22 protein-coding genes are annotated in these 25,841 nt (G+C 69.1%); 15 read left to right on the top strand and 7 right to left on the bottom strand.

Annotated features, from left to right (window positions below):
- Positions 1-8: 8 nt before the first annotated feature.
- Genes ACRSBM_RS06490 through ACRSBM_RS06475 form a run of 4 tightly spaced genes read left to right on the top strand, consistent with a single transcriptional unit; the run spans position 9 to position 4,022 of the window.
- Positions 9-1,127 carry a Glu/Leu/Phe/Val family dehydrogenase gene (locus tag ACRSBM_RS06490; protein WP_434440639.1) on the top strand — a complete coding sequence of 373 codons (1,119 nt, stop codon included), beginning with the start codon at positions 9-11 and terminating at the stop codon, positions 1,125-1,127.
- Positions 1,124-2,209 carry a CaiB/BaiF CoA transferase family protein gene (locus tag ACRSBM_RS06485; RefSeq protein WP_434440637.1) on the top strand — a complete coding sequence of 362 codons (1,086 nt, stop codon included), beginning with the start codon at positions 1,124-1,126 and terminating at the stop codon, positions 2,207-2,209. Before ACRSBM_RS06490 ends, ACRSBM_RS06485 begins: the two co-directional genes overlap by 4 nt.
- Before the next feature lies 1 nt (position 2,210).
- Positions 2,211-3,371, top strand: a complete 1,161-nt coding sequence (locus tag ACRSBM_RS06480; protein WP_434440635.1) for an acyl-CoA dehydrogenase family protein — start codon at positions 2,211-2,213, stop codon at positions 3,369-3,371.
- Between the two features lie 33 nt (positions 3,372-3,404).
- The gene (locus ACRSBM_RS06475; protein WP_434440633.1) at positions 3,405-4,022 is read left to right on the top strand and encodes a TetR/AcrR family transcriptional regulator; all 618 of its coding nucleotides are present in this window, start codon (positions 3,405-3,407) and stop codon (positions 4,020-4,022) included.
- A 9-nt stretch (positions 4,023-4,031) separates the two neighbouring features.
- Here ACRSBM_RS06475 and ACRSBM_RS06470 read toward each other — a convergent pair whose 3' ends face one another.
- Positions 4,032-4,727 (bottom strand): peptidylprolyl isomerase, encoded by a 696-nt coding sequence (locus ACRSBM_RS06470; protein ID WP_434440630.1) that lies wholly within the window; start codon positions 4,725-4,727, stop codon positions 4,032-4,034.
- Positions 4,728-5,186: 459 nt separating this feature from the next.
- On the opposite strand from ACRSBM_RS06470, the gene ACRSBM_RS06465 reads away from it, so the two are divergent.
- The 3 genes from ACRSBM_RS06465 (at position 5,187) to ACRSBM_RS06455 (ending at position 8,317) form a co-directional block, all read left to right on the top strand.
- On the top strand, positions 5,187-5,378 hold the full coding sequence (locus ACRSBM_RS06465; RefSeq protein ID WP_434440628.1) for an antitoxin: 192 nt from the start codon (positions 5,187-5,189) through the stop codon (positions 5,376-5,378).
- Positions 5,379-5,559: 181 nt separating this feature from the next.
- Positions 5,560-7,575, top strand: a complete 2,016-nt coding sequence (locus ACRSBM_RS06460) for an NACHT domain-containing protein (RefSeq protein ID WP_434440626.1) — start codon at positions 5,560-5,562, stop codon at positions 7,573-7,575.
- Positions 7,576-7,624: 49 nt separating this feature from the next.
- On the top strand, positions 7,625-8,317 hold the full coding sequence (locus ACRSBM_RS06455; protein WP_434440624.1) for a hypothetical protein: 693 nt from the start codon (positions 7,625-7,627) through the stop codon (positions 8,315-8,317).
- A gap of 215 nt (positions 8,318-8,532) precedes the next feature.
- Here ACRSBM_RS06455 and recQ read toward each other — a convergent pair whose 3' ends face one another.
- Together recQ and ACRSBM_RS06445 are read right to left on the bottom strand one after the other, a co-directional pair.
- Positions 8,533-10,518 (bottom strand): DNA helicase RecQ, encoded by a 1,986-nt coding sequence (recQ, locus tag ACRSBM_RS06450; protein ID WP_434440622.1) that lies wholly within the window; start codon positions 10,516-10,518, stop codon positions 8,533-8,535.
- Between the two features lie 39 nt (positions 10,519-10,557).
- Positions 10,558-12,408: a Xaa-Pro dipeptidyl-peptidase gene (locus ACRSBM_RS06445; protein WP_434440621.1), complete on the bottom strand. Its 1,851-nt coding sequence runs from the start codon at positions 12,406-12,408 to the stop codon at positions 10,558-10,560.
- Positions 12,409-12,509: 101 nt separating this feature from the next.
- Here ACRSBM_RS06445 and ACRSBM_RS06440 point away from each other — a divergent pair, with 101 nt between their 5' ends.
- The 5 genes from ACRSBM_RS06440 (at position 12,510) to ACRSBM_RS06420 (ending at position 19,501) form a co-directional block, all read left to right on the top strand.
- A complete protein-coding gene (locus ACRSBM_RS06440) occupies positions 12,510-13,448 on the top strand; it encodes a maleylacetate reductase (RefSeq protein ID WP_434440620.1) in 939 nt (312 codons plus the stop codon).
- 91 nt (positions 13,449-13,539) lie between these two features.
- Positions 13,540-14,832, top strand: a complete 1,293-nt coding sequence (locus ACRSBM_RS06435; protein ID WP_434440618.1) for an alpha/beta hydrolase — start codon at positions 13,540-13,542, stop codon at positions 14,830-14,832.
- Complete coding sequence (locus ACRSBM_RS06430) at positions 14,799-16,244, top strand: rhomboid family intramembrane serine protease (protein ID WP_434440616.1); 1,446 nt, start codon at positions 14,799-14,801, stop codon at positions 16,242-16,244. The genes ACRSBM_RS06435 and ACRSBM_RS06430 overlap by 34 nt, the downstream gene beginning before the upstream one ends.
- A complete protein-coding gene (locus tag ACRSBM_RS06425) occupies positions 16,186-17,280 on the top strand; it encodes a bifunctional lysylphosphatidylglycerol flippase/synthetase MprF (RefSeq protein WP_434452995.1) in 1,095 nt (364 codons plus the stop codon). Before ACRSBM_RS06430 ends, ACRSBM_RS06425 begins: the two co-directional genes overlap by 59 nt.
- Positions 17,281-17,344: 64 nt before the next feature.
- On the top strand, positions 17,345-19,501 hold the full coding sequence (locus ACRSBM_RS06420) for an ATP-binding protein (protein ID WP_434440614.1): 2,157 nt from the start codon (positions 17,345-17,347) through the stop codon (positions 19,499-19,501).
- Here the strand turns inward: ACRSBM_RS06420 and ACRSBM_RS06415 are convergent.
- The 4 genes from ACRSBM_RS06415 to ACRSBM_RS06400 all read right to left on the bottom strand — a co-directional run bounded on the left by ACRSBM_RS06415 (position 19,498) and on the right by ACRSBM_RS06400 (position 22,655).
- Positions 19,498-19,671, bottom strand: coding sequence for a hypothetical protein (locus ACRSBM_RS06415; RefSeq protein ID WP_434452993.1), 174 nt, complete (start codon positions 19,669-19,671; stop codon positions 19,498-19,500). The genes ACRSBM_RS06420 and ACRSBM_RS06415 overlap by 4 nt on opposite strands.
- Before the next feature lie 42 nt (positions 19,672-19,713).
- Positions 19,714-20,322: a LysE family translocator gene (locus tag ACRSBM_RS06410; protein ID WP_434440613.1), complete on the bottom strand. Its 609-nt coding sequence runs from the start codon at positions 20,320-20,322 to the stop codon at positions 19,714-19,716.
- Between the two features lie 123 nt (positions 20,323-20,445).
- A complete protein-coding gene (locus ACRSBM_RS06405; RefSeq protein ID WP_434440611.1) occupies positions 20,446-21,117 on the bottom strand; it encodes a response regulator in 672 nt (223 codons plus the stop codon).
- The gene (locus tag ACRSBM_RS06400) at positions 21,114-22,655 is read right to left on the bottom strand and encodes an ATP-binding protein (protein WP_434440609.1); all 1,542 of its coding nucleotides are present in this window, start codon (positions 22,653-22,655) and stop codon (positions 21,114-21,116) included. The genes ACRSBM_RS06405 and ACRSBM_RS06400 overlap by 4 nt, the downstream gene beginning before the upstream one ends.
- Positions 22,656-22,828: 173 nt before the next feature.
- Between ACRSBM_RS06400 and ACRSBM_RS06395 the strand changes: the two genes are divergently transcribed.
- The 3 genes from ACRSBM_RS06395 to ACRSBM_RS06385 are packed head-to-tail and all read left to right on the top strand — an operon-like array spanning position 22,829 to position 25,780.
- Entirely contained in the window at positions 22,829-23,803 is a 975-nt protein-coding gene (locus ACRSBM_RS06395) for a Bug family tripartite tricarboxylate transporter substrate binding protein (protein WP_434440607.1), read from the top strand.
- Positions 23,800-24,291 (top strand): tripartite tricarboxylate transporter TctB family protein, encoded by a 492-nt coding sequence (locus ACRSBM_RS06390; protein ID WP_434440605.1) that lies wholly within the window; start codon positions 23,800-23,802, stop codon positions 24,289-24,291. The genes ACRSBM_RS06395 and ACRSBM_RS06390 overlap by 4 nt, the downstream gene beginning before the upstream one ends.
- A complete protein-coding gene (locus tag ACRSBM_RS06385; RefSeq protein ID WP_434440603.1) occupies positions 24,284-25,780 on the top strand; it encodes a tripartite tricarboxylate transporter permease in 1,497 nt (498 codons plus the stop codon). Before ACRSBM_RS06390 ends, ACRSBM_RS06385 begins: the two co-directional genes overlap by 8 nt.
- Positions 25,781-25,841: the final 61 nt, after the last annotated feature.

Raw genomic sequence — 25,841 nt, 5'->3', positions numbered from 1 at the left:
GGAAACTGATGGATGTTCTCGAGCTCATGGACGAGTGGGGGCCGGAGAAGGTCGTCTGCGTGTCCGACCGGCGCACCGGCATGAAGGGCGTGCTCGTCATCGACAACACCGCGCGCGGCATGGGCAAGGGCGGCACGCGGATGAGCCCGGCCGTGACGGTCGCGGAGATCGCCCGTCTCGCGCGCGTGATGACGTGGAAGTGGGCCGGGGTCGACCTGTTCTTCGGCGGCGCGAAGGCGGGGATCGTGTTCGATCCGGCCTCGCCCGGCAAGGAAGCGGCGCTGCGGGCGTTCGCGCGCAAGCTCTCCAACGAGGTGCCGCGAGAGTATGTGCTCGGGCTCGACATGGGCCTCACCGAACGGGACGCCGCGATCGTCCAGGACGAACTGTCGGACCGCGGCGCTATGATGGGCGCACCGGCTCAACTCGGCGGTCTTCCGTACGACGAGCTGGGCGTCACCGGGTTCGGCGTGGCCGAGGTGGCGGATGAACTGATGCCCTTGCGGGGCAAGCGTGTGGCCCTTCAGGGTTTTGGCGCGGTCGGTGCCGCAGCGGCGAAGCGGTTCGCCGAACTGGGCGCTGTCGTCGTTGCCGTGTCGTCGGTGCACGGCGCGTTGGTCGATGCCAACGGTCTCGACGTGGCCCGGCTGGTGAAGCTGCGGAGCGAGTTCGGTGACCTCGCGGTGCAGGAGTACGGCGAGGTCCGGGAGCTCGGTGCCGAGCTCCGGGTGCCGTGCGACGTGCTGGTGCCCGCCGCGATGCAGGACGTGATCGACGCGGATCTCGCGGGCGAGCTCGACACCACCCTGGTGGTCGAGGGCGCGAACCTGCCGACTTCCGCCGCGGCGCAGGAGGTTCTCGCGCGGCGCGGGATCACCGTCGTACCGGACTTCATCGCGAACGCCGGCGGCGTGGTCGCGGCGGCGTTCGGGATGGACGCGCGGTACTCACCGTTCCCGGTGAACCCGGCGACGGTGCTGGACGCCGTGTCGGAGAAGCTGAGGGCGAACGCCGCGAACGTCATCGTCGAGGCGAGAAGCCGTGGCACCACAACACATGTGGCCGCACGGGAGCTGGCACAGGAGCGTGTGCTGGCCGCGATGAAGCTGCGGGGACGGGTCGCATGAGCTCGCTCGAAGGTGTGGTGATCGCGGACTTCAGCCGGGTGCTGGCGGCGCCGTACGCGACGATGATGCTGGGCGACCTCGGCGCCGAGGTGATCAAGGTCGAACAGCCCGGCAGGGGCGACGAGACCCGCACGTGGGGTCCGCCGCACTACGAGGACGAGGCGACGTACTTCCTGTCCGTGAACAGGAACAAGACATCCGTGCAGATCGACCTGTCGACCAGGGCGGGCCGGGAACAGGCGCGCGAGCTGATCGCGCGTGCGGACGTCGTGGTCGAGAACTTCAAGCCGGGCACGATGAAGAAGTTCGGGCTGGACTACGAGTCGTTGGGGCGTGACGACCTCGTCTACTGCTCGATCTCGGGGTTCGGTTCGGGCAAGGGCGCGGACCTGCCCGGCTACGACCTGCTCGTGCAGGCCGTGGGCGGGTTGATGAGCGTGACCGGGCCCGGTCCGTACGAGCCGGTGAAGACCGGTGTGGCGCTCGTCGACGTGCTGACCGGGTTGCACGCCTGCGTGGGCATCCTCGCGGCGTTGCGGCACCGGGAGGCGACCGGGCTGGGCCAGCTCGTCGAGCTGGACCTGCTGACGGTGTTGCTGTCCAGCATGGTGAACCAGAGCGCGGGCTTCACGCTGGCCGGTTCGGTGCCGAAGCCGATGGGCAACCGGCACCCGTCGATCGCACCGTACGAGGTGTTCCCGACGGCCGACCAGCCGATCGTGCTCGCGGTGGGCAACGACAGGCAGTTCCGCCGGCTGTGCTCGGTGCTCGACGTGCCGGAACTCGCCACGGACGAGCGGTTCGTCACCAACTCCGGCCGGGTGCTGAACGTGGACGAGCTGTTCGAGGTGCTCTCGGCACGGCTGCGAACGCGGCCGGCCCAGCACTGGTTCGAGACGCTGACGCCTCTCGGTGTCCCGTGCGGTCCGGTGAACGACGTCGCGCACGCGTTCGCGCTGGCCGAATCGCTGGATCTCAACCCGACCGCCACGATCGACGACATGACGCTCGTAGCGAACCCCATCCGCCTGTCGCGCACGCCGGTCACCTACCGGCTGCGCCCGCCGAAGCTGGAGCAGTGACGTGCAGGACCCGTTGCAGTTGCTGGACATCCCGTCGTTGCTGAGCGACGAGGAACGCGACATCCAGGCCACCGTCGCGGCGTTCCTGTCCGACCACGTCCGGCCGCACATCGCGGACTGGTTCGAACAGGGCATCCTGCCGCGCGAGCTGGCGCGGGAACTCGGCAAGCTCGGCGTGCTGGGCATGCACTTGGAGGGTTACGGGTGCGCGGGGACGTCGGCGCTCGCGTACGGGCTCGCGTGCCTGGAGCTCGAGGCGGTGGACAGCGGGATCCGCAGCTTCGTGTCCGTGCAGGGCTCGCTGTCGATGTACTCGATCTGGAAGTACGGGTCGGAGGAGCAGAAACAGGAATGGCTGCCGCGCCTGGCCGCCGGTGAGGCGATCGGGTGTTTCGGGCTGACCGAGCCGGACTTCGGCTCGAACCCGTCCGGCATGCGCACGCGGGCCGTGCGGGACGGCTCGGACTGGGTGCTCGACGGCACCAAGATGTGGATCACCAACGGCGGCCTCGCCGACGTGGCGACCGTGTGGGCGCGAACCGAGGAGGGAATTCGAGGATTCCTCGTTCCGCGCGGCACGCCCGGATTCTCGACGCGGGACGTCAAGCAGAAGCTGTCAATGCGAGCATCCGTCACTTCCGAGTTGGTCCTGGAGGGCGTACGGCTGCCGGAAAGCGCTCGGCTGCCGCTCGCGACTTCCTTGCGCGCACCACTTTCATGCTTGAACGAGGCGAGGTTCGGGATCGTGTTCGGGGCCGTCGGCGCCGCCCGGGATTCGTTGCAGGCGGCACTCGACTACTCCGGCACGCGTATCCAGTTCGACAAGCCGATCGCCGCGTTCCAGCTGACCCAGCGCAAGCTCGCGAGCATGACGGTGCAGGTCAGCAACTCGATGCTGCTGGCGCTCCACCTCGCGAGGCTCAAGGAGGCGGGCACGCTCAAGCCCGAACAGATCAGCGTCGGCAAGTACAACAACGTCGAGTCGGCCATCGCGATCGCACGGGAAAGCCGGACGATCCTCGGCGCCAACGGCATCTCTTTGGAGTACTCGCCACTACGCCACGCCAACAACCTGGAATCCGTGTTGACCTACGAAGGCACGTCCGACATCCATTTGCTATCCATCGGCCACGCGTTGACCGGAATCGCCTCATTCCGCTGATCCTTCGCCCTATCCTGCACCCGCACTGGATTCGTGGGGTGGGAGGACGTTCTGCCGGAGGAGACAAACAGCCGTAGTGACGCGCGCCGCAACCGCAAGCGATTGCTGGATGCCGCGACGCACGTCCTGCGGGCTGAACCAGCAACGGCGACGATGCAGTCGATCGCGCGCGAGGCGGCGCTTTCCCAGGCGACGGCTTATCGGCACTTCCCGTCCGTGGAAGCGCTCGTGGTGGCCTACCACGAGGACGTCGTAGCGTCGTTGGTCGAGCACGGCGAAAAGTCTCGCAAGACCGGCAAGGAACTGTTCGAGCACCAGGCCACGCGCTGGGTGAAGCTGCAGGACGAACACGGACCGGTGATAGTGCGGTTCTGGTCGCAGCGCGGCTTTCTGGAACGCCTGCACCACGCCGACGAGGCGACGAGGCTGTCGTGCGGCGCGTGGGACCAGGCCCTGCGCGGTGTGCTGATCGACCTGGCTCTGCCGGACGCGTTGTTGAACGTGGCACGGTTCCTGCACAACGCGTTGTTCGACCCGCGCGAGATCATCGATCTGACGAAGACCGCCGGACTACCTGACGAGCAGGTGGTCCGGCGGCTCTGCGACGCGTTCTACGGCGCCCTGTCCGGGTGGACGCTCTCCGACGTGTGACGCACTCGGTCAGAGTCCGAGGGGAAGCACCCACTTCAGCTCGGACTTGACGTTCGGCCTGCCGTCCAGCGGGTTCTCGCCCGCGATGCCACCGGCCGCGATCTTGTCCAGGGTCTTGAGGCCCTCGGGCAGGATCTGACCGAACACCGTGTAGTTCGGGCGCAGGATCGAGTCCGACTGCACGAGGAAGAACTGCGAGCCGTTCGTGTCCGGGCCGGCGTTCGCCATGGCGAGCGTGCCGCGCGGGTAGATGCGGCGCTGGCCGGTCGGGTCGTTCGGCGCGGGCTGCAGGTCGGTCGGCAACTCATCGGAGTACTTGTAGCCGGGGCCGCCCTCACCCGTGTTGGACGGGTCGCCGCACTGCAGCACCTTCAACGTCGGGTACGCGGTGAGGCGGTGGCACTCGGTCTGGTTGTAGAACCCGCGGTGCGCCAGGTGGATGAAGCTGTGCGTGGTGCACGGCGCCTTGGACCGGTCGAGCAGCATCGGGACATCACCCTGGTTGGTCTTCACCTTCACCAGGACCTTGCCCTTGGTGAACCAAGGGTCGTGCGGGATCGACACCGGGCGGGCGGCCGGTTCCTCCGGCGTCGCGGTGTAGCCGCAGTCGGGCCTCGTCACCTGTTCCTCGGCGGCTGCGGTACCCGTCGTGATGAACCCGACGGCCAGTGCCGCCACTGCCAGACCAGCTGCGATTCGCCTCATGCGCGTTTCCTACGGGAGCCGGCGGTGACCGGCAAGGTTTAACGGATCACTCAGTTGCCAGGGGCATCGGTGATCTCGTCCTCGCACGTCGCCTCCGGGCGCACTTTGCATGACGGTGGCGGCGTTCCTTTCAGCGGCGTTCTTTCGGCGGTGCGTTACCGACGCGTCCGATGTGGAGAGTGATCCGCGTTCGGTGGAATCGCGATCGGACTGTCGGTGCTCGAACGGAATCAGGCCGCCTGTAGCCGAGCTCGCCATCGGGATTCCCCACGTGTGGCTCGCCAACATCTCGCTCGGCGTCAACCAGCCCTGGCAGGCGCCTGTTCCCTCCGCCGGCGTGGTGCTTGACGTCCTCACCGCACTCACAACAGGTGCGCGGTCGCGGAGCTTCACTCCATCCAGTGACGTGTGCTGGATCCAAGACCGGGTATCCGAAATCCATAGGGAGGTGATGCAGTCATGGGCTTCGAGGAAATGAAGGACAAGGCCAAGGACATGGTCGGGCAGCACGGCGACAAGGTCGACCAGGGTGTCGAGCGTGCCGGCCAGTTCGCCGACGAGAAGACCGGCGGCAAGCACGGCGAGCACATCGACAAAGGCGAGGAAAAGCTGAAGGAAGGCCTCCGCGACTTCGGCGGTCAGCAGCAGTAACAGCCTTACCCAGCGTGCGTCCCTGGGGCTGCACACGCGATTGGTGCGCGTGTGAGTTACGCCTGATCGGACCATCCGTGGCCGCGGACACATACACGTGTCTGAGTCACTTCCGCGATCCTGGCGGCACGGTTTACCGTCGGTCGCCGGGATCGCGGAGGTGAAGGTGGATCCGAGCGGGGTGACCAGAGCGGCACGGCTGACCGCGTTGGCGGCATTGTGCCTGGTCACCGTTGTTTTGCTGCTTCCGGCGGCCATCAGTGTGAGTACCGGCGGGGCCGTGCCGGGGTTCTTCGGCGAGTTCGGCCGGTGGTTGTGGCCCGCGGTCGGCGCGATGGTGCTCGTCGCGATCGGTCTCGCGTTCTGGGAACGTGTTCGCGGTCACGAGACCAGCAGCCGCACCGCCGCGCTCGCTCGGGTCGAGTCGCGGGTGAAGGCGTTGATCGCCTCCTCGCTGGCGGCCCAGACGCAGATCAAGCTCGGTGTCCTGCAGCCGCCCCGGCTCGCCGTCCGGGTCGAGGACGAGGAGGACTCTTCTTCCGACGTGGAGGCTGTCTACGAGCGGCTCGGTCACTCGATGGTCCTGGTCGGTCCGGTCGGCAGTGGGCGCTCGACCCTGTTACGCGAACTGTGCCTGGTGCTGGTCGAGCGAGCACGCAACGACCCCGAGGCACCGATTCCCGTCCTCGTGGACTTGGCGACGTGGCGTGCGTACGGCACGCGTAAGCCGACCGAGTTCACCGCATGGTTGTTGCGGGAGATGAACCGCCGTTACGGAATCAGTCGTTCGGCGGGCTCGATCTGGCTGCGCCGCGAGCGGGTGGCGGTGCTGATCGACGGTCTGGACGAGGTGCCGCGCGTCGACCGTGCGCACTGCGAGTCCGAACTCGCGCCGTTCGCCTCGGTCGTGTGCTCGACGGGTCCGATCGAGAACCTGCCCACGGTGGTCGTGGAGCCGTTGTCACGCGGTCAGGTGCTGGCGTACATCGCATCGGTCAGTCCACGTCTCGATAGTCTGGAATCCGCCCTGACGCCGGAGATCTGGGAGCGACTGGACTCACCGCTGGCGCTGAACCTGTTGGCGTTGACGCATTTGGACAAGCAGGTCGACACGATCGGCACCGACTTCGTGGGCTCGTTCGTGGTGGAGCGCCTCTCCGGCCAACGTGGCGCGGGCCCCACCATTCGCGCGTTGAAGTTCCTCGCGCGGTTGGACCGCCCGGACCTCGGTGCGCCCGTGCACATGCCTCACCGCCGTGCGTGGCTTCCGCTGTTGCCGACGCGTCCGTTGTGGCTGCTGTTCGTCCGAGCAGTACCCGCCGCATATGCCGGTGGTGTCTGTGCGGTGGCGTTCATGACGGCGATGCGCCTCGGGGTGTGGCCCGCTTTGTCTTTCGTGGTCGCCGCTTCGTCGTTGCTCGTGCTGGTGAACAAACTGCCGCGCGTCTTCCACCCGCCCGGACGCGCGCACGGCATTCTGACTGCCGCACTCGGATTCCTTGCCGGGATCTTCGCCGGATTGTTGGTCGGGCTCGCAGGCTTGTGGCTCGGTGGCATCGGAACGTCGTGGCCCTACTTCGTCGCGTACGTGTTCGTGGTGGTGGCGTCATTCTTCTTGGCGTTGGGATTCATACCGGGTGACGCACCTGTGCCGTGGGCGGCGCTGATCGCCGCCGCACCAGGCGTCGCGATGATCTGGACGGGCCCCTACGCGGTGATGGCAGGCATGGGCATCGGTTTTTCCGCCGGCGTAGCGGGCGGCATCTTCTCGGCGGCGGTGGGACGCGTGTGGCGCACGGTGCGTCCGGCACAACAGCAACGCATGCGGCTTGGGCGTCCGTGGTGGATCCAGCCCGCCGTCCCTCTCCTCGGCACGGTCGGTCTGCTCGGCGGCATCGGGACGCTGGGATCGTGGGGCACCGCGTTGGGTGTCGCGCTGGGATTGCTGGTGACGCCGACCGCCGCGCGCGACTACGTCTGGCCGTTCGACGCGCTCGCCGAGATCAGCGCCGAAGGGGTCACCCGGCCCCTGTCGCTGGGCGAGTTGTCGTTCCGCCGCAAGGCTTTGCTTCATCTCGCGCAGGACCGGCTGCTGCTCACCCGCGTCGACGGCGAGTACCGCTTCGTCCACGTCGCCCTGCGGGACCACCTGGCGTCGTGCGATCCGACCGCGCTGGTCCGAGCCACGCGCCGTTGAACCTTCCCGATCCGCGGGCCGTACGGCCTGACAGGAAGGTGGGGTGCACATGCGCTGGTCAAAGGGCTGGATCGCGAGCGCGGGAGTCTTGTCCGTCGTCGCCGCCGTCGGGGGTACGGCCTTCGCCCTCGCCGGCTCCGGCGCGCCCGCGTCGCGGTCGGGGGTGGCGGGCAAGGAGGTGTGCGGCGGCCAGCCGGTGAGTTCGGTTCCGTCCGCCGGACCGGCCGGTGTGCTGTCGGACCAGTTCCCCGTCGGAACCTCGTTGCGGATCACGAATCTCGCCAACGGGCGGGCGATCACCGTTTCGGTCACCGGCACCTCCACCGGCTGCGCGGTGCTGAACACCGCGGCGTTCGATTCACTTCGGTCCGCCGAACCCGCCGAGAATGTGACGGAAAGCCTTCTCCGGCGCATTCGCGTCGAGATCGTCGGAAACGCGCCGGCACCCACCGCACGGACGTCCGCGGCCCGGGTCCGGACCTCCGGCGTCGGCGGGCGGGTCGTGTGCGACGGCACGACCGTCGGGTTGACGGCCGTCGGTGGCGCGCCTGGGGCGTTCTCGTCGCAACTGCCCGTCGGCACGTCGGTCCGGGTGACCAACCTCAGCAACGGGAAGCAGACGACCGTGCGGGTCGTCGGGGTCGGCTCGGCCTGCGTCGTGCTGAACAGGACCGCGTTCGACCTGGTCGGTGAGCCGGGGAAGGACGCCATAGAGCGCGCTCAGGTCGAAAAGGTCACCTGACCACGTATGCTCCCGCCCTGACCTGGGGCTGAGCATGTTCGACGTTCTCCGCACTCGGGAGCAGAGCTGGTCGAGCAGATCGCGTGAAGGCGCGGAGCTGCTTTGACGGCTTCCACGCGTTCTCGTCAATCGCGGCCGGGCTCACCGGCGTTCCGGGAACTGCGGCAGATGGTGCCGGTGGTCGCTCAGAAGCGCATCGGTCTGACCGTCACCGGCTACCAGTCCATCGGCTCGTCCGGCTCCTCCGGCTCCGGCCACTCGTCGGCGTCCGCGCCCGAACCCCACGCCGCGCCGCCTGGGCTCGTCGGCTTGGCTTTGGGCTTGGCGGCGGGCGGGGTGACCTGTTCGGCCGGTGCCGGGCCGCCTCCCGCCACCACCTCCAGGATCTGCTCGCCGTACTTCGTGAGCTTCGCCTGGCCGACACCGCTCACCGCGCCCAGGGCGGTGAGCGAGCCGGGGCGGGAGGCCGCGATGGATTTCAGCGTGGCGTCGTGGAAGATCACGTACGCCGGGACGCCCTGTTCGCGGGCCTGCTGTGCGCGCCACTCGCGCAACGCCTCGAAGAGCGGGGCGGCGTCAGCCGGGAGGTCGACCTTCGCCTTGGCGGCGGTGGAGGACGATGCCGTGCGCGTCGTCGAGCGGGTGGGCGCCGGGTCCTTGCGCATCTTGACTTCGCGCTTGCGGCCGAGGACCTCGGAGCTCGCCTCGGTGAGGACCAGCGTCGAGTACTCGCCCTCCACGGCCAGCAGGCCCTGGGCGAGCAGCTGGCGGACCACGCCGCGCCACTCGCTCTCGTTCAGGTCGGCGCCGATGCCGAACGTGCTGAGCTGGTCGTGGTCGAACTGGATGACCTTGGCGGTCTTGCGGCCCAGCAGGATGTCGATCGCCTGGCCTGCGCCGAACTTCTGGTTCCGCTCCTTGCGCAGGCGGTAGACGGTGGAGAGGATCTTCTGCGCGGCGACCGTGCCGTCCCACGACTCGGGCGGGGTCAGGCAGGTGTCGCAGTTGCCGCACGGGACGCCGGACTCGCCGAAGTAGTCCAGGAGCACCGAGCGGCGGCACGTGATCGTCTCGCAGAGGGAGAGCATCGCGTCGAGGTGGGTCTGCGAGCGGCGGCGGAACGCCAGGTCGCCTTCCGACGACTCGATCATCTTGCGTTGCTGCACCACGTCCTGCAGGCCGTAGGCGAGCCAGGCCGTGGACGGGAGCCCGTCGCGGCCCGCGCGGCCCGTCTCCTGGTAGTAGCCCTCGACCGACTTCGGGAGGTCGAGGTGGGCGACGAACCGGACGTCCGGCTTGTCGATGCCCATGCCGAACGCGATCGTGGCGACCATGACCAGGCCGTCCTCGCGCAGGAACCGGGCCTGGTTGCGCTGGCGGACAGAGGAGTCGAGCCCCGCGTGGTAGGGCAGCGCCGGGATGCCGTTCGCCACCAGGAACTCGGCCGTCTTCTCCACCGAGGAGCGGGACAGGCAGTAGACGATGCCCGCGTCGCCCTGGTGCTCGCCGCGCAGCAGGTCCAGCAGCTGCTTCTTCGGCTCCTTCTTGCCGACGATGCGGTACTGGATGTTCGGCCGGTCGAAGCTGGAGACGAACTGGCGGCCGTCGCCCAGTTCGAGGCGCGTGAGGATCTCCTTGCGCGTCGCCTCCGTCGCGGTGGCGGTGAGCGCGATGCGCGGCACCTTCGGCCAGCGCTCGTGCAGGTGCGTCAGCGAGAGGTAGTCCGGCCGGAAGTCGTGGCCCCACTGGGAGACGCAGTGCGCCTCGTCGATCGCGAACAGCGCGATCTCACCCTGTTCCAGCAGGCGCAGGGTCGCCTCGGACGTCAGCCGTTCCGGCGCCAGGTAGAGCAGGTCGAGCTCGCCGGCCACGAACTCGGCCTCGACCATCCGGCGTTCGTCCCAGGACAGCGACGAGTTCAGGAAGCCCGCGCGCACGCCCAGAGCGCGCAGCGCGTCCACCTGGTCCTGCATCAGCGCGATGAGCGGTGAGATCACCACGCCCGTGCCGGGCCGCACCAGGGCGGGCACCTGGTAGCAGAGGGACTTGCCACCGCCGGTCGGCATGAGCACGAGCGCGTCGCCGCCCGTGATCACGTGCTCGACGATGGCGGCCTGGTCGCCGCGGAACTCGGGGTACCCGAAGACGCGCTGCAGGACCTGCAGCGCGTCTTCGAGAACGACACCCTCGGTTGAACCCATGACGCCGATGCTAGCGAGCAGCACCGACAGTCCGGTGTGCTAGCCCAACTCGCTCTTCGTACCAGCGGAAACGCTGGAAGCGACCAGCGGGATGGCCGACGCGGACGGCACCGAGCCCTTCATCGGGATCCGCACCGAGGTGTCCGCCAGGTCGACGGTCAACCGCGGTAGCTGGCTCGGCCGCACGATCGCGCTCGAGTCGGTACCGCCGATCAGCAGCCCCAGCCGGTGCCCCGCCGGGATCACGTGGTCCGTTGTGGACAGTCGGAACGTCATGCGGTACTTGGTTCCCGGCGTGATCGTGCGCGGAACCGAGAGCGACTCGTAGTTCGCGAGGTCCGCCCAGCCGCGCGCGATGATCTGCGCGTCGACGTTGCCCGCGGTGGCCTCCGTGTCGCGGTAACAGGCGTCGTCGCCCGTGCGGCTCTCGCCCCAGCACGACTCCGTGCTCAGGGTCCGGATGCCTTGACCGGTCCGCACGCGAGCCGGTCCGTAGTCGACGAGGTACGCCGTGAGGTGCGCCGTCGGCGTGGACGACGACACTCCCACCGTGATCGACGAGGTACCGGCGATGCGCAGGTCGGACGTCAGCGGTGCGGTCGAGTAGACGACCCGGCCGGTGTTCGAACCGGACAGCCAGCTGGACGGCGTGGCGCTGCCGTTGTCGGTGAACGCCGCCGTACCGGTGCCGGCCACCGTGCCGAGTCCCGAAGAAGAAGGACGCAGCACGGTGCTGACGGTCCCCGCAGGCGGCCACGTCTGGTCGTCCGCCCACTGGTCCGGCGCACGTTCAGCGGACACCTGCGGCTCGTTCTCGATCCCGTTCGGCACGTTCAGCAGCCAGCGGTCGAACCACCGGTGCAACGTCGAGACCCACTCGGCGCGCCGGAAGTCGAACGGGTCGACGTGCGCGGTCTGCGAGAACCACAGCTTCTTCGGCACCGACGCGGGCACGGCGTCCCAGAACTGCCCGTACTGCAGCGTCTTCACGTTGAGGTCGTTCAGTCCGTGGATCGCGAAGATGGACGCCTTCACGCGCGAGGCGTCGCGCACGAAGTCACGTGCCTGCCACATCGCCGTGTAGTCGCCGTTGGCCGGGGACCCGTTCGTCATCTGCGTGCGTACGGCACCACACCGTGAGCGCGCGTTGGAGTTCTCGAACTGTGAACCCAGCCCGGTCGGCGAGCTGTAACCGGGGTACGCGACGCCGTCCGAGCGGAACCAGTCGTACCAGGAGCTGATGGCCGCGATCGGGACGATGGTCTTCAGCCCGTCGATGCCGGTCGACGCGACGCCGTTCGCGATCGAGCCGTCCCACGACTTGCCGATCATGCCCACGGCGCCGGTCGACCACGAGGCGGACTTGGTCGTGGAGCCGGTCAGGGTCGAGTAGCCGGTCCGGCGGCCGTTGAGCCAGTCGATCACGGCCGTGCCGGACGCGATCTCCGACCGGCCGCCGACGTCGACGCAGCCACGTGACCGGTTCGTGCCGAGGAAGTCGACCAGCACGACGGCGTAGCCACGTGGCACGAAGTAGTTGTCGTAGAAGAGCGGGAACTTCACCGGCACGCCGGCGGAGTCGTAGGTCTTGACCTCGCTCTCGTTGCCGCGTCCCGCGCTCTGGTAGTAGGGGCTGGCGTCCATGATCACGGGCACGCGCCCGGTCGTGGACGGCCTGATGATGTCGGCGGCCACCCGGTCACGGGTGCCGTTGCCGTCGAGGTCGAGCCCGGAGTCGACGTAGACGGTCTCGCGGACCGCGTCGGCCATCGAGTGGATCGGGGCGGACACGCCGCCGGACAGGGTGAACGCGGGTGTCGCCGCTGTGGCAGGGATTGGCGTCAGGGTCAGTGCTCCTACTAACGCCACTACAACACGAACACGCTTCATAGAGATTCACGCTAAGGAGTGACCAAGTCGCCCCGTCAGAGCCGAAAGGCTTGACCCTCCGCTGTTGCGCAGACGTCTTCTGTCACGAATATTCGACCTTCGTGAGCTTCACCTTCGAACCCGCGCGGACCCGCGTCGTCTTCGGCCGCGGCACCGCTTCCTCCGTCCGCGCCGAGGCCGAACGGCTCGGTGCGACACGGGTGCTGCTGATCGCCCGGCACGGCGGCGACGAGGTGGCGGCCGCACTCGGCCCGCTGCTCACGGCCCGGTTCACCGGCGCGGCCATGCACACGCCGGTCGAGGTCACGGAGCGCGCGCTCGCGTCGTTGCACGAGCACGGCGCAGACTGTCTGGTGTCGGTCGGCGGCGGGTCGAGCACAGGGCTGTCCAAGGCGCTCTCGGTGCGCGCCGGCGTCCCCCAGATCATCCTTCCGACGACCTACGCCGGGTCCGAGGTCACGCCGGTGCTCGGGGAGACGGCGGCAGGGCTGAAGAAGACGCGGCGCGACGCGGCGATCCAGCCGGACACCGTGATCTACGACGTCGACCTCACGCTGGACCTGCCGCTCGACGTGACGGTGACGAGCGCGCTCAACGCTCTCGCGCACGCCGTCGCCGCACGAGGCAACGAGAACCCGTTGGTCGACGCCATCGCGACCAAGGCGATCGAGGGCGTTTTGCGCGCTTTGGGCGGAAATCCGTCCACTGTGGACGCGCGGACCGACCTGCTGTCCTCGGCGTGGCTCGCGGGCACGTGCCTCGCGTCAGTCCCCATGGGACTGCACCACAAGCTCGCGCACGTTTTGGGCGGTTCGTTCGGACTGCCGCACGCCGCCACGCACACGGCACTGCTCCCCCACACGGCGCCCGCCGACCTGACCAAGCGCATCCACGAGACGGCCACGCGGTTCGGTGCGGCGACGTCGTTGCGCGCACTGGGGATGGCGGAGTCCGATTTGTCCCGCGCCGCGGAGATCGCCGGGCACCCGGACGCGCTGCGGGTGCTGACGAACGCGTGGCACGACGCGTCATCCGGCTGACGGGTTGTCATTCTTCAGGGTGATGTTCACACCTCCGAACTCAGACGAACCTCCGATGTGGAACCTGAAGACTTCCTGAAGCATCGGGAACATGCCCAGCCCGTTGGACCTGTCCCTGATACACGGGCCGATCCCCAAGGCCGCCACGGTCGCGGCCGTGCTCGCGCTCGCGTTCCTGGCGATCCGGAGGAACCGGACGTGGTGGGTCCGCGTGCTGCCGATCGTCGTGCTGGCGTGCGCGCTGGTCGTGACAGGGCTGACGCTCGTCGTCAACAACGTGTGGAAACCGTGGCCTGAGCCCTTGCCGACCATCCTGATGGTGTGGCTGGGCGGCGCACTGGTGGCGCTGAGCCTCGCCATCGCGCGGTTGCGCCCGTCGCGGTGGCACGGCCGTGTATTGAGCGTGTTCGCCGTGCTCGTCGTCATGACGAGCGCGATGACAGCCACGAACGCGTACTTCGGCCAGTACCCCACGGCACGGGCCCTGCTGCAGGTGTTCCACAACCCGAGCGTCGACCTGCCGGACAACGCCGAACCGTCCGACGTGCTGGAGGTACCGGCCGGCAAGAAGCTCGCCGACGTCTGGACCGCCACCGGCCTGCCGGACAAGGGCACGATGTCCGAGATCGAGATCCCCGGCGCGTTGCGGGCGCGCCCCGCGTGGGTCTACCTGCCACCCGCCTACGCCACGAAGCCCCGGCCGCGGCTGCCGGTGATCGTCCTGCTGGCCGGCCAGCCCGGCACACCCCGCGACTGGTACGACGCGGGCGGGATCGTCGAGCACATGGACGCGTTCGCGCGCGACCACAACGGTCTCGCGCCGATCGTCGTGATGGCCGACCAGCTCGGCTCGACCACGGCGAACCCGCTGTGCCTCGACTCGAAGCTGGGCCAGGCGGAGACCTACCTGGCCCACGACGCGCCCAAGTGGATCAAAGAACGCCTCACGGTCGACGAACGCCGTGAGGCCTGGACGATCGCGGGCTTCTCGCACGGCGGTACATGTGCGCTTCAGCTCGCTGTGCGCGCGCCGGACGTGTACGGCAACTTCATCGACATCTCCGGGCAGCGCGAGCCCACGCTCGGCAGCCGGGCGGAGACGGTCAAGGCCGCGTTCGGCGGCGACGAAGCGGCGTTCGCCCGCGTCAACCCCATGGACATCCTTGCCCGGCAACGGTTCCCGCGGACGGCGGGCGTGATCGTGGCAGGCAGGGACGACGCCCTCTACCGCCCGGCCGACGCCGAGGTGTTCGAGGCCTGTGGCAGGGCCGGAATGGACGTGCGGTGGACGGAACTGCCCGGCGGACACGACTGGACCGTGTGGCGGCCGGGCCTCTACAGCTCACTGCCGTGGCTCGCGCAGCGGACCGGGCTGGTCAGATGATCGCCCGGCTCTTCCGGACCGCGCCGCTGACCTGCGCGTTCCTCATCGTCTTCTGGACCGTCGGCGCGCTGACCGGTGCGATCACCGGTGCCGGTGACGACCTTCTCGCGCGGACCGGCATCGGCACCGAGAGCCCGGTGTGGACCGTTTTCACCTCGGCGCTGTGGTCGATGGACCTGCTGGGTTACGTCGGCACGACCGTTCTGCTGCTCGTCGCCGGCACGTTCGCCGAACACTCGTTCGGTCAGCTGCGGACGGCGGCGGTCTTCCTGTCCTCGCACGTGGCCGGCTCGTCCCTGGGGCTCGCGCTGGTGCTGATCGGGCGGGACGTGGACTGGGACTGGCTCGAGTCGCTGGTGGGCGAGGTCGCGGCCGGTCCGTCGATCGGCGGGGTGGGGCTGGCGCTCGCGCTGACCTTCCGGATGCCACCGCTCTGGAGGCGCCGGATACGCCTGTTGATGATCTTGTCGGTGCTGGTCCTTACGCTGTACTCGGGTTGGCTGGAAGACCTGCTCCGACTGTCCGGTGGCGTGGCCGGGTTGCTGATCGGAGCGTTGCTGTGGAGGACCGGGCCGGAACACAGGGCCCGCTCGCTGCAGGAGACGCGGGTGCTGGTGGCGCTGCTGCTCGCGGCGTCGGCGCTCGGGCCGGTGGTGTCGATGATGTCGCCGTACCCGAACGGCCCGCTGTGGTGGTTGGCGGACGTCGTGGCGGTCGCGCAACCCTCGCAGCAGGACGTCGACGCGTTGTGCGCTTCGGACGCGGCGGAGTTCTGCCGGACGATGGTGGTGCAGCTGTCGTACGGCCGGTTCCCCGCGCTCGTGATGTCGTTGCTGCCGGCGTTGCTGCTGCTCGTGCTGGCGGAGGGGCTGCGACGCGGCCGGCGGTTCGCGTGGCGGTCGGCGCTGGTGTTCAACCTGGCGTTCGCGGCGTTCATCGGTTCGTACGTCGTCTACGTCGCGCAGTTCCCGGACGCCGGCGTGCTGGAGCTCGCGGTTGTCGTTCGGCGTCCCGATGCTGGCGCCGCTCGCGATCACCGTCGTGCTGCTGGCGACCCGCAGGCACTTCGACGTGCGGCTGCCTCGGCATGCCGTCAGGAAGTTCTGGCGGTTCACGGCGGGCAGCGTCGCATTGCTGTCGGCGCTGTACGTCTTCGGCGGGTACCTGGTCCGCGACCAGTTCACGCCGGAGCCGGGGTTCACCGCGCTGCTCGCGGACCTGCCGACGCGGTTCCTGCCGCCGGGATACCTCGGCCTGGTGCCGTTGCGGTTCTCCGCCGAGGGGTTCGCCGGCGCGCTGCTGTTCGAGTACACGGGCGTGGTCTTCTGGCTGATCGTGCTGGCCGGTCTGCTGATGGCGTCGTGGCGCACGTGGCCGTCGTCGTGCGAGAAGGAGGCGGCGCACGCGCGTGAGCTGATGCGACGCCACGGCGGTTCGTCGTTGTCGTACATGACGACGTGGCGTGGCAACCAGTACTGGTTCACGCCCGACGGCGAGACGGCCATCGCGTACCGGGTGGTGGCCACGATCGCGCTGACGGTCGGCGATCCGGTCGGTCCGGCGCGGGTGGACGCCGTGCGCGGGTTCGCGGAGTTCTGCGCGCGTAACGGCTGGACGCCGTGCCTGTACAGCGTGGGCACCGAGACGCGGGAGGTGGTCGAAGGCCTCGGCTGGTCCGCTGTGCAGGTCGCCGAGGACACCGTGATCGAACTGGACCAGCTGAGCTTCACCGGCAAGAAGTGGCAGGACGTGCGCACGGCGCTGAACAAGGCCGCCAAGTCCGGCATCACCGCGGAGTGGTGCACGTACGCCGACGCGCCGTACGCGATCACCGACCAGATCCGGTCGATCTCGGCGGAGTGGGTGGCGGACAAGGGCCTGCCGGAGATGGGTTTCACGCTGGGCGGCCTGGAGGAGCTGACCGGCGACGGTGTCCGCTGCCTGCTGGCGGTGGACGGCGACCGCACCGTCCACGGCATCACGAGCTGGCTGCCGGTGTACGCCGACGGCGAGGTCGTCGGGTGGACGCTCGACTTCATGCGCCGCCGCGCCAACGGCTTCCGCGGCTCGATGGAGTTCCTGATCGCGTCGGCGGCGCAACAACTCCAGGCCGAGGGGGCGCGGTTCCTGAGCCTGTCCGGGGCGCCGCTGGCCCGGCTGGACCGGGGCGAACGTCCTCGGGCGCTGCAGCGCGTCCTCGACTTCACCGGGCAGGTGCTGGAGCCGGTGTACGGGTTCCGCTCGCTGCTCGCGTTCAAGGCGAAGTTCCAGCCTGCCTACCAGCCGATGTTCATGGCGTACCCGGACTCGGCCGCGCTGCCGCGGATCGCGAACGCGGTCAGCCGTGCGTACCTGCCGCATCTCAACGCGCGCCAGGGACTTCGGCTGGCGAGCAAGATGATCATCCGGACCAGAGAGCGCGTGACCACGCATGGTCGAACTCGCTAGGCCGATAGGGTGGTGAGGTGATGCTCGTCATCACACCCCCGCGGCACTAGGCGAAGATGCGCCGATGACCGTGCGGGGCAATCTGCCTGCCCAGATCACGACGTTCATCGGCCGCCAGGCGGTGCTCGCCGACACCGAGGCACTCCTCGGCAAGGCCCGGCTGGTCACGCTGGTGGGCGCGAGCGGTGCCGGCAAGACCCGCGTCGCCGTGGAGACCGGCCGCGTCCTGGCCCAGGCGGAGGCGTTCCGGCACGGCGTCTGGCGAGTGCGGCTCGCGGAACTCAAGGACCCGGCGTTGCTCGCCCGCACGGTCGCGACCGAGCTGCGGATCGTCGACAACTCGCCCGCCGCCGGGCTCGGGCGGCTCGTGGAGTCGTTGCACGACAAGCACTTGCTCCTATTACTGGACAACTGCGAGCACCTGCTGGAGGCGGTCCGGCACCTGGTGCACCACCTGTTGCGGGACTGTGAGGGGCTGACGATCCTCACGACCTCGCGGGAGCCCATCGGCGTCTACGGCGAGCACCTGCTGCGGGTTCCGCCGTTGAGCGAGGACGAGGCGGTGCTGCTGTTCCTGGACCGGGCCCCGGCCGAGGTGGACCTGGCCGAGGCCGAGGCGGTGTGCCGGGCGGTGGACGGGTTACCACTCGCGATCGAGCTCGTGGCGGCGGCAGGGATCGCACCGATCGGCGAGCTCGAGTCCGCCACGCTGGAGCGGGTGTTCGAGTGGGCTGCGCGGCACTGCACGGACGAGGAACGACGGCTGTGGACGCTGCTGTCGGTGTTCCCGGCGGACTTCGACCACGCCGCCGCCGAGGCGGTGGCGGGCGCGGATGTGCTGGAGTCGTTGTCCGCGTTGGTTCGCCGGTCGATCGTCGTGGCCACGACGAGTGTGGTCACCGGCGCGACCCGCTACCGGTTGCTGGACACCGTCTCGCGGTTCGGCGCCGGTCTGCTGACCGATGCGGACGAACCGTTGCGGCGCCACGCGTTGCACTACAGCGAGTTCGTGGACGAGGCGGCCCGCTCGTGGTTCGGCCCCGACGAGGGCCAGTGGATGGGCAGGCTCTGGGAGGAGTGGCCGAACGTCCGCGCGGCGATCGGGCACGCTCTGCGGACCCCCGGCCTGGCCGCGATCGGCACGACCGCGGCGATGAACCTGCAGCGAGCGCGCTTCACGTTGTTCGCGGGCATGCTCGGCCAGGCATGGGATCTGCTCGCGGCCGCCCGCGAGGTGATCACCGAGGCACCTCTGCGCACATCGTTGCTCGCGCACAGCGCGTACCTGGCTCAGGCGCGTGGCGACATGGCGGTGGCCGTCCCGCTGATGAACGAAGCACGGGCGTTGCCACGGCTGCCGATCACCAACGTCCATCTGGTGCTGGCCGAGGCCACGCATCTCTTCTTCGTGGACGGCTCGCCGGACTGCGTGCCGTTGTACGCGCACGTCGTCGAGCTGTGCCGTCAGTACGCATCACCGGGCGACACTTACGTCACCGAACTCCTGCACGCGATGGCGGTGTGCTTCCTGCTGGACGCCGAGGCTGCGGACAAGGCCACGACCGGGCTCGCCCGGCAGGCGGAGAGCAACGGCGTGAACTGGTCGCACGCCTGGGGACTGTGGCATCGAGGCCTTTACGAGCTCCTGCACGGCGACCCGGCACAGGTGCATCCGCTCGCGGTGCAGGCGTTGCGGGTCCAGCTGACGCTCGGCGACACGTGGGGCGCCACGTTCAGCCTGTGGCTGCTCGCGTGCACGTGTGCCGACCTGGGCGCCTTCGACCGCGCTGCACGGCTGCTCGGCGCGCTGCGGTCGCAGGAGCGGATCTCGCGGATCTCGTTCGGCGGCATGAGCCCGTTCCACAAGCTGCTGGAACGTGCCGACAGGACCGTCCGCCGCGCGCTCGGCGACGACTACCAGGTGATCACGACGCTCGGCGCCGACCTGCGGCCGGAGCAGGCGATGGCGTTCGCCCTCGAACCGGTGCCGGACTCCGAGCGCCGGCCGGTCAAGCCCACGCTGCCCGGCGGCCTGACGAGGCAGGAGTTCACCATCGCGGGCCTGGTCGCGGAGGGGCTCACGTCGAAGCAGATCGGGGCCAGGCTGTTCATCTCGCCGCACACCGCGGACCGGCACGTCGTCAACATCCGGGTGAAGCTGGGACTGCCGAGCAGGACGGCGCTCGCGGCCTGGCACCGCACGGCCGCGGGCGACCGTTAGCCCGCGGTGAGGATCGGCAGCAGCGACAGGTGGAAAACGCCGACCTTGGGGTTGAGCAGGTTCGTCAGCAACCCCACGCGCAACGACGCCCGCGCGCTCGGCACCGGACGTGAGTCCTCCGGGGTCGCGACCTGGCGCGAGTTCCACAAAGCCTTGGCGCCCACGTAGATCAGGTAGGCCGCGCGCCTACGCGACGAGCGAGAAGCTCAGCGTCAGCGCGCATCCGCCGCCGTCTTCAAGCCGAACGCGATCAGCGCGGAAGCGGACAGGCGGTCCAGCAGAAGCCGTTGGCGCAACAGGAAAGCACGGGCCCGACCGGCGGCGGTGATCAGGATCGGGAACCACACCAGCCCGATGCCGAGGTGCACGGCCACGAGCACGGCGCCCCACGCGGGCTGGCCGACGGGCAGGAACTGGGGCAGCAACGAGATGTAGAAGACGCCCGGCTTGGGGTTGAGCAGGTTCGTCAGGAGTCCGACCCGGACGGCCGCGCGGACCGACGGCACCGGCGCCGGTTCGTCGAGCTCGACCGGGCGCCGGGACTGCCACAACGCCTTGGCACCCAGGTAGACCAGGTAGGCCGCGCCGAGCCAGCGCACGATGTCGTAGGCCAGCTCGGACGCCTGCAACAACGCCGTCAGACCGACCAGCCCGGCCGTCGCCCACACGAGGCAGCCGAGCGTGCTGCCCACCACGACACCCATGGCGGCACGACGGCCGACCAGCAGCGCCGTCCGCAGCACCAGCAGGGTTTCCAGGCCCGGCGTGATGACGGTCAGCAGCGCGACGAAGGTGAAACTGAGGAGGGCGGCGGTCGACATGACGCCATCAGAACATGGAAAAGCATCGGCGCCGGAAGAATTAACACGCCGGACACGATCACACTCGAACCGCCCGCTGCACCACAACGGGTCCTCCGTCGCGATCGTTGCCCGGCCACGAACTCAGGTCAGGCGGTACCCGTGCGCCGGCCGGTTCGCCATGCCGTAGCGCGGCTGCACCTCGGCCTTGCCGATCGTCACCAGGTGCTCCAGGTAGCGGCGGGCACTGACGCGCGAGAGCCCCGCGCGGTCGCCGACCTCCTGCGCCGAGAGGTCGTTCTTGCTGTCCCGCAACGCATCGGTCACCAGCCGCAGCGTCACGGCGGACAGTCCCTTGGGCATCGCCAAGGTGCGCGGCCGGTGGTGCATCAGCGAGTCGACGTCGGCCTGGTCCAGCACCTGCCCGAGCCGCTGCACCTCGATGCGTTGCGCCAGGTACTCCCGCATCCGGTCGAGGAACGCCGTGCGCGTGAACGGCTTCACGAGGTAGTTGTCCACGCCACGGGACATGGCCTGGCGCACGGTCTCCCGTTCGCGCGCGGCCGTGACCGCGATGACGTCGACCGGTGGCCCGCCGCGAGCGCGCAGCCGTGACAGCACCTCGAGGCCGGACATGTCGGGCAGGTGGATGTCGAGCAGCACCAGGTCCGGCCGCAGGGCGTCCACGGCCCGCAACGCCTCGCCGCCGCGGTGGGCCTCGCCGACCACCTCGAACTCGGGCATCGCCTGCAGGAAACCGCGGTGGATCGCGGCCACGGCGAAGTCGTCGTCGACAACGAGCGTTCGCACGCTCATCGGTTCCCCGTTTCCGGCAGCCACACGTCGAACGACGCGCCGCCGAGTTCCGAGTCGGTGATCGCCACCCGGCCGCTGCGCCTGGTCACGACCCTCGACACCAATGCGAGTCCTATTCCCCTGCCGTGCGCGCCCTGGACGTCCTTCGAGCTCACGCCGAGGTCGAAGATCCGGCCCCGTTGCGACTCGGCCACTCCTGGCCCGTCGTCGTCCACGACCACCCTCACCCCGTTGATCGACGAACGCACCAGCACCCGCACGGTTCCTCCGGTCTCCACGGCGTCCACCGCGTTGTCGACCAGGTTTCCCAGCACGGTCAACGCGTCGTCGCCCGCACGGATGTCGACGGAGCTGTCGGGATCGAGCCGCAGCTCCACACCGCGTTCGTGCGCGGTGGACGATTTTGCCAGCAACAGCGCCGCGAGCGCCGGGTCGGCGTTCGCGCCGTCGATGATGTCGGCGGTGACCGACCCCGCGCCGCCGACCCGTTCGATGTAGGCGACGGCATCGGAGCCGCGGTCCAGGTCCAGCAGACCGCCGATGACGTGCAGGTGGTTGGAGAACTCGTGGGCCTGCGCGCGCAGCACCTCGGTGACGGTGCGCTGGCCGTCGAGCTCCCGCAACGCGTCGTGCAACTCCGTCCGATCACGCAACGTCAGCACGACGCCGACGGCGCGGTCGTGCGTCTTGGCCGTCATCCGGTTCGCGACCAGGACCCGTTCTCCCGCGAGGACGAGCCGGTCGGCCACGTCGTCGTCGTCGCGTGCCAGGTCCAGCAGACCGTCGTCGAGGACCTCCGCCGCCGGTCGTCCGCTCGGGTCCTCGCTCAGCCCCAGCAGGCGCATCGCCTCGTCGTTGAGCAGCGCCAGCCGTTCCTGGTCGTCCACGGCGACCACGCCTTCGCGGATGCCGTGCAGCATCGCGTCCCTGGTCTCCAGCAGCTGCGCGATCTCCGCGGGTTCGAGCCGGAACGTCCGCCGGCGGACGTGCTGGGTGATCAGCGCCGCGCCGAGGACGCCGACCAGCGCGGCCGCGGCGAGCCAGCCGATCAGTTCCGGCAGGTCCTCGGCGAGGTCGGCGGAGAGCTGGCTCTCCAGGATGCCGACCGAGGCCATGCCGATGATCCGCCCGTCAGGCGCCCGCACCGGCACCTTGGCGCGCAGCGAAGTGCCGAGCGTGCCCGTCTCCGTGCCGACGAAGACCTCGCCGGACAGCGCGGTGCTCGGGTCGGTGGAGACGTGTTCGCCGATGCGTTTCGGGTCGGGATGGGCGTAGCGGACGCCGTTGTGGTCGGTGACGACCACGTAGGTCACGTTGGACGCCTTGCGGATCACTTCGGCCAACGGCTGGATGGTCCCTGATGGGTCACCCGAACCGAACGCCTCGATTACGGTGGGTAGCCGCGCGACGCTCTCCGCGACGGACAACATCCTGTCCCGGTAGGAGTCCCGGATCCGGTCGCTCTGCAGTTTGGCCGCGAGCAGACCGGCGGCACAGGTCGTCATCAGCACGATGACTACCTGCAATGCCAGGAGCAAGGCCCCAAACGAAACAGATCGACGAAACATGGATGGAATTCTGACGCATCATCTGTGAATCAGCTCACGACCTAAACGACCAATACGCGAACTTACGACCTAACCCTTACGAGGTACCCCTCCCGTTACCTAGCGTCCGCGCCCAACGTTCGCAACGAAGCGAGGAGTACTCGATGGGTACGGGCTGGAGACGAGCCGTGGCGGTGGCCGCCGCGGGACTGGTGCTCGCGGGGTGCGGTCAGGGGGCGAAGAGCGCGAGCGGCGGTGACTCCATCGCGAAGCTGGAGATCATGGCTCCGGCCGATCCCGGTGGCGGCTGGGACCAGACGGCGCGGTCGATGCAGTCGGCGGTGAGCGGGGCCAAGCTCGCCAACTCGGTGCAGGTCACCAACGTCGGCGGCGCGGGCGGCACGGTCGGGCTGCAGAAGCTGCTCAACGAGCGGTCCGAGTCGTTCCTGATGATCACCGGCCTGGTCATGGTCGGCGCGGTGGAGACCAACGCGTCGTCGGCCCGGCTGGAGGAGACCACGCCGATCGCCCGGCTGACCGCCGAGGACGAGGTCGTCGTCGTCCCCGCCGACTCGCCGCACAAGACGATCGACGACCTGCTCAACGCGGTCAACGAGCGGGGCAAGGCTGTCTCGATCACCGGCGGCTCGGCCGGCGGCACCGACCACATCCTCGCCGGGATGCTGCTCAAGGCGAAGAACATCGACTCCAGCAAGCTGAACTACGTGCCGTACTCCGGCGGCGGTGAGTCGCTGGCGGCGCTGCTGGGCAACAAGGTCGACGCGGGCATCTCCGGCGTCGGCGAGTACAAGGAGCAGATCAAGGCGGGCAAGCTGCGCGCGCTGGGCACGTCCGGCCCGAACCCGGTGCCCGACCTGAACGTCCCCACGTTCTCCGAACTGGGCGTCGAGCTGATCAACTGGCGTGGCGTCGTGGCGCCCGCGTCGATCTCCGCGGAGGCCAAGCAGCGGCTGACCAAGCTCGTCACCGACATGCACGCGAGCCAGCAGTGGAAGGACGAGCTGGCCAAGAAGGGCTGGACCGACACGTTCCTCACCGGCTCCGAGTTCTCCACGTTCATGGCGAAGGAGATCGGCCGGGTGAAGCCCGCACTGCAGAACATCGGGCTCGTCAAGTGATCGCTGCAAAAGTCGAGGAGTACGCGTTCGGCGGTCTGGTCGCGGCGATCGGGGTCTTCACCCTGGTCGACGCGACCACGATCGTCGTGCGCGACGACAACCCCGTGGGACCACGCGCGTTTCCTTACGCCGTGGGCATTCTGCTCGTGGTGACGGGCATCGCGGCCATCGTCGCGACCGCCCGCGGCAAGCTCGGCCAGGCCGAGGAGGCTGAGGACGTCGACGAGAGCGTCCGCACCGACTGGGTCACCGTGGGCAAGCTGGTGGCCGTGCTGATCGCGCATCTCGTGCTGATCGACCTGGTCGGCTGGCCGGTCGCGGCGGCGCTGTTGTTCTTCGGAGCGGCCTGGACGATGGGCGCGACCTGGTGGCGCGCACTGCCGATCGCGGTGGTGCTGGCGCTGGTCGTGCAGGTGGTGTTCGCGTCCGGACTGGGGCTGTCGCTGCCCGCCGGGATCTTCGAAGGGGTGCCGTTCCTCGATGGATAGCATCACCGCCCTGCTGGAGGGCTTCGCCACCGCCGCGCAGCCCGAGTACCTGCTCTACGCGTTGCTGGGCGTCACGCTCGGCACGGCCGTCGGCGTGCTCCCGGGCATCGGACCGGCGATGACGGTGGCGTTGCTGCTGCCGTTGACCTACTCGCTGGAGCCGACCGCCGCGCTGATCATCTTCGCGGGCATCTACTACGGCGGCATGTACGGCGGATCGACGACCTCGATCCTGCTCAACACCCCTGGTGAGTCGGCGTCCATCGTCACCGCCTTAGAGGGCAACAAGATGGCTAAAGCCGGACGTGGCGCGGCGGCGCTCGCCACGGCGGCGATCGGGTCGTTCGTGGCGGGCACGATCGCCACGGTGTTGCTCACCCTGCTGGCACCGACCATCGCGGACTTCGCCGTGCAGCTCGGTCCGGCCGACTACGTGGCACTGATGGTGGTGGCGTTCACGACCGTGGCGGCACTGCTCGGGTCCTCGCCCCTGCGCGGGCTGGCGTCGCTGGGACTCGGCCTGTTCATCGGGCTCGTCGGCACCGACACGCTGACCGGGCAGCAGCGCTTCACCCTCGGGGTGGCGACGATGGCCGACGGCATCGAGGTGGTCGTCGTGGCGGTCGGCGTGTTCGCGGTCGGCGAGGCGCTGTACGTGGCGTCACGTCTGCGGCACGGTCCGATCGAGGTCATTCCCGTGGGCGGCAAGTGGTTCACGCGCGACTTCTGGTCACGCTCGTGGAAACCGTGGCTGCGCGGCACGTTCATCGGCTTCCCGATCGGCACCGTGCCGGCCGGTGGCGCGGACGTCTCGACGTTCCTGTCGTATGCGGCGGAGAAGAAGCTCTCGAAACGGCCGGAGGAGTTCGGCAAGGGCGCGATCGAGGGCGTCGCCGGGCCGGAAGCGGCCAACAACGCCGCCGCGGCGGGCGTTCTGGTGCCGTTGCTGACGCTCGGGCTTCCGACGACGGCGACGGCCGCCGTGATCGTGGCGGCGTTCCAGAGCTACGGCATCCAGCCGGGGCCGTTGCTGTTCACCAACAACTCGGCGATGGTGTGGGCGTTGATCGCGTCGCTGTACATCGGCAACGTGATGCTGCTCGTGCTGAACCTGCCGTTGGTGAAGATCTGGGTGAAGGTGCTGCAGATCCCGCGGCCGTACCTGTACGCGGGCATCCTGCTGTTCGCGGCGCTGGGCACCTACGCGGTGAACTTCGTCGTGGACGACCTGATCGTGCTGCTGGTGATCGGTGTGATCGGCTTCTTCATGCGGCGGCACGGCTATCCGGTCGCGCCGCTGGTCGTCGGGTTGATCCTCGGGCCGATGGCGGAGGAACAGGTCCGGCGCACGCTGCAGATCAGCGAGGGCTCGTTCAGCGCGTTGGTCACCAGCCCGTTCGCGGCGATCGCCTACACCGTGCTGGTCGTGCTGCTGGCGGTGGCGTTCACGCTCCGGTTGCGCCGCAAGAAGGCGAACGCGACGGTCTGACCCCACAGCCGGTCACCGCGAAGGGTCGTTCTGCTCGCAGCGGAACGGCCCGGCGCGGTGG

This window comes from Lentzea xerophila, assembly GCF_051094245.1.
GTDB classification, from domain to species: Bacteria; Actinomycetota; Actinomycetes; order Mycobacteriales; family Pseudonocardiaceae; genus Lentzea; species Lentzea xerophila.
This window is presented reverse-complemented; position numbering and strand designations above follow the sequence as displayed.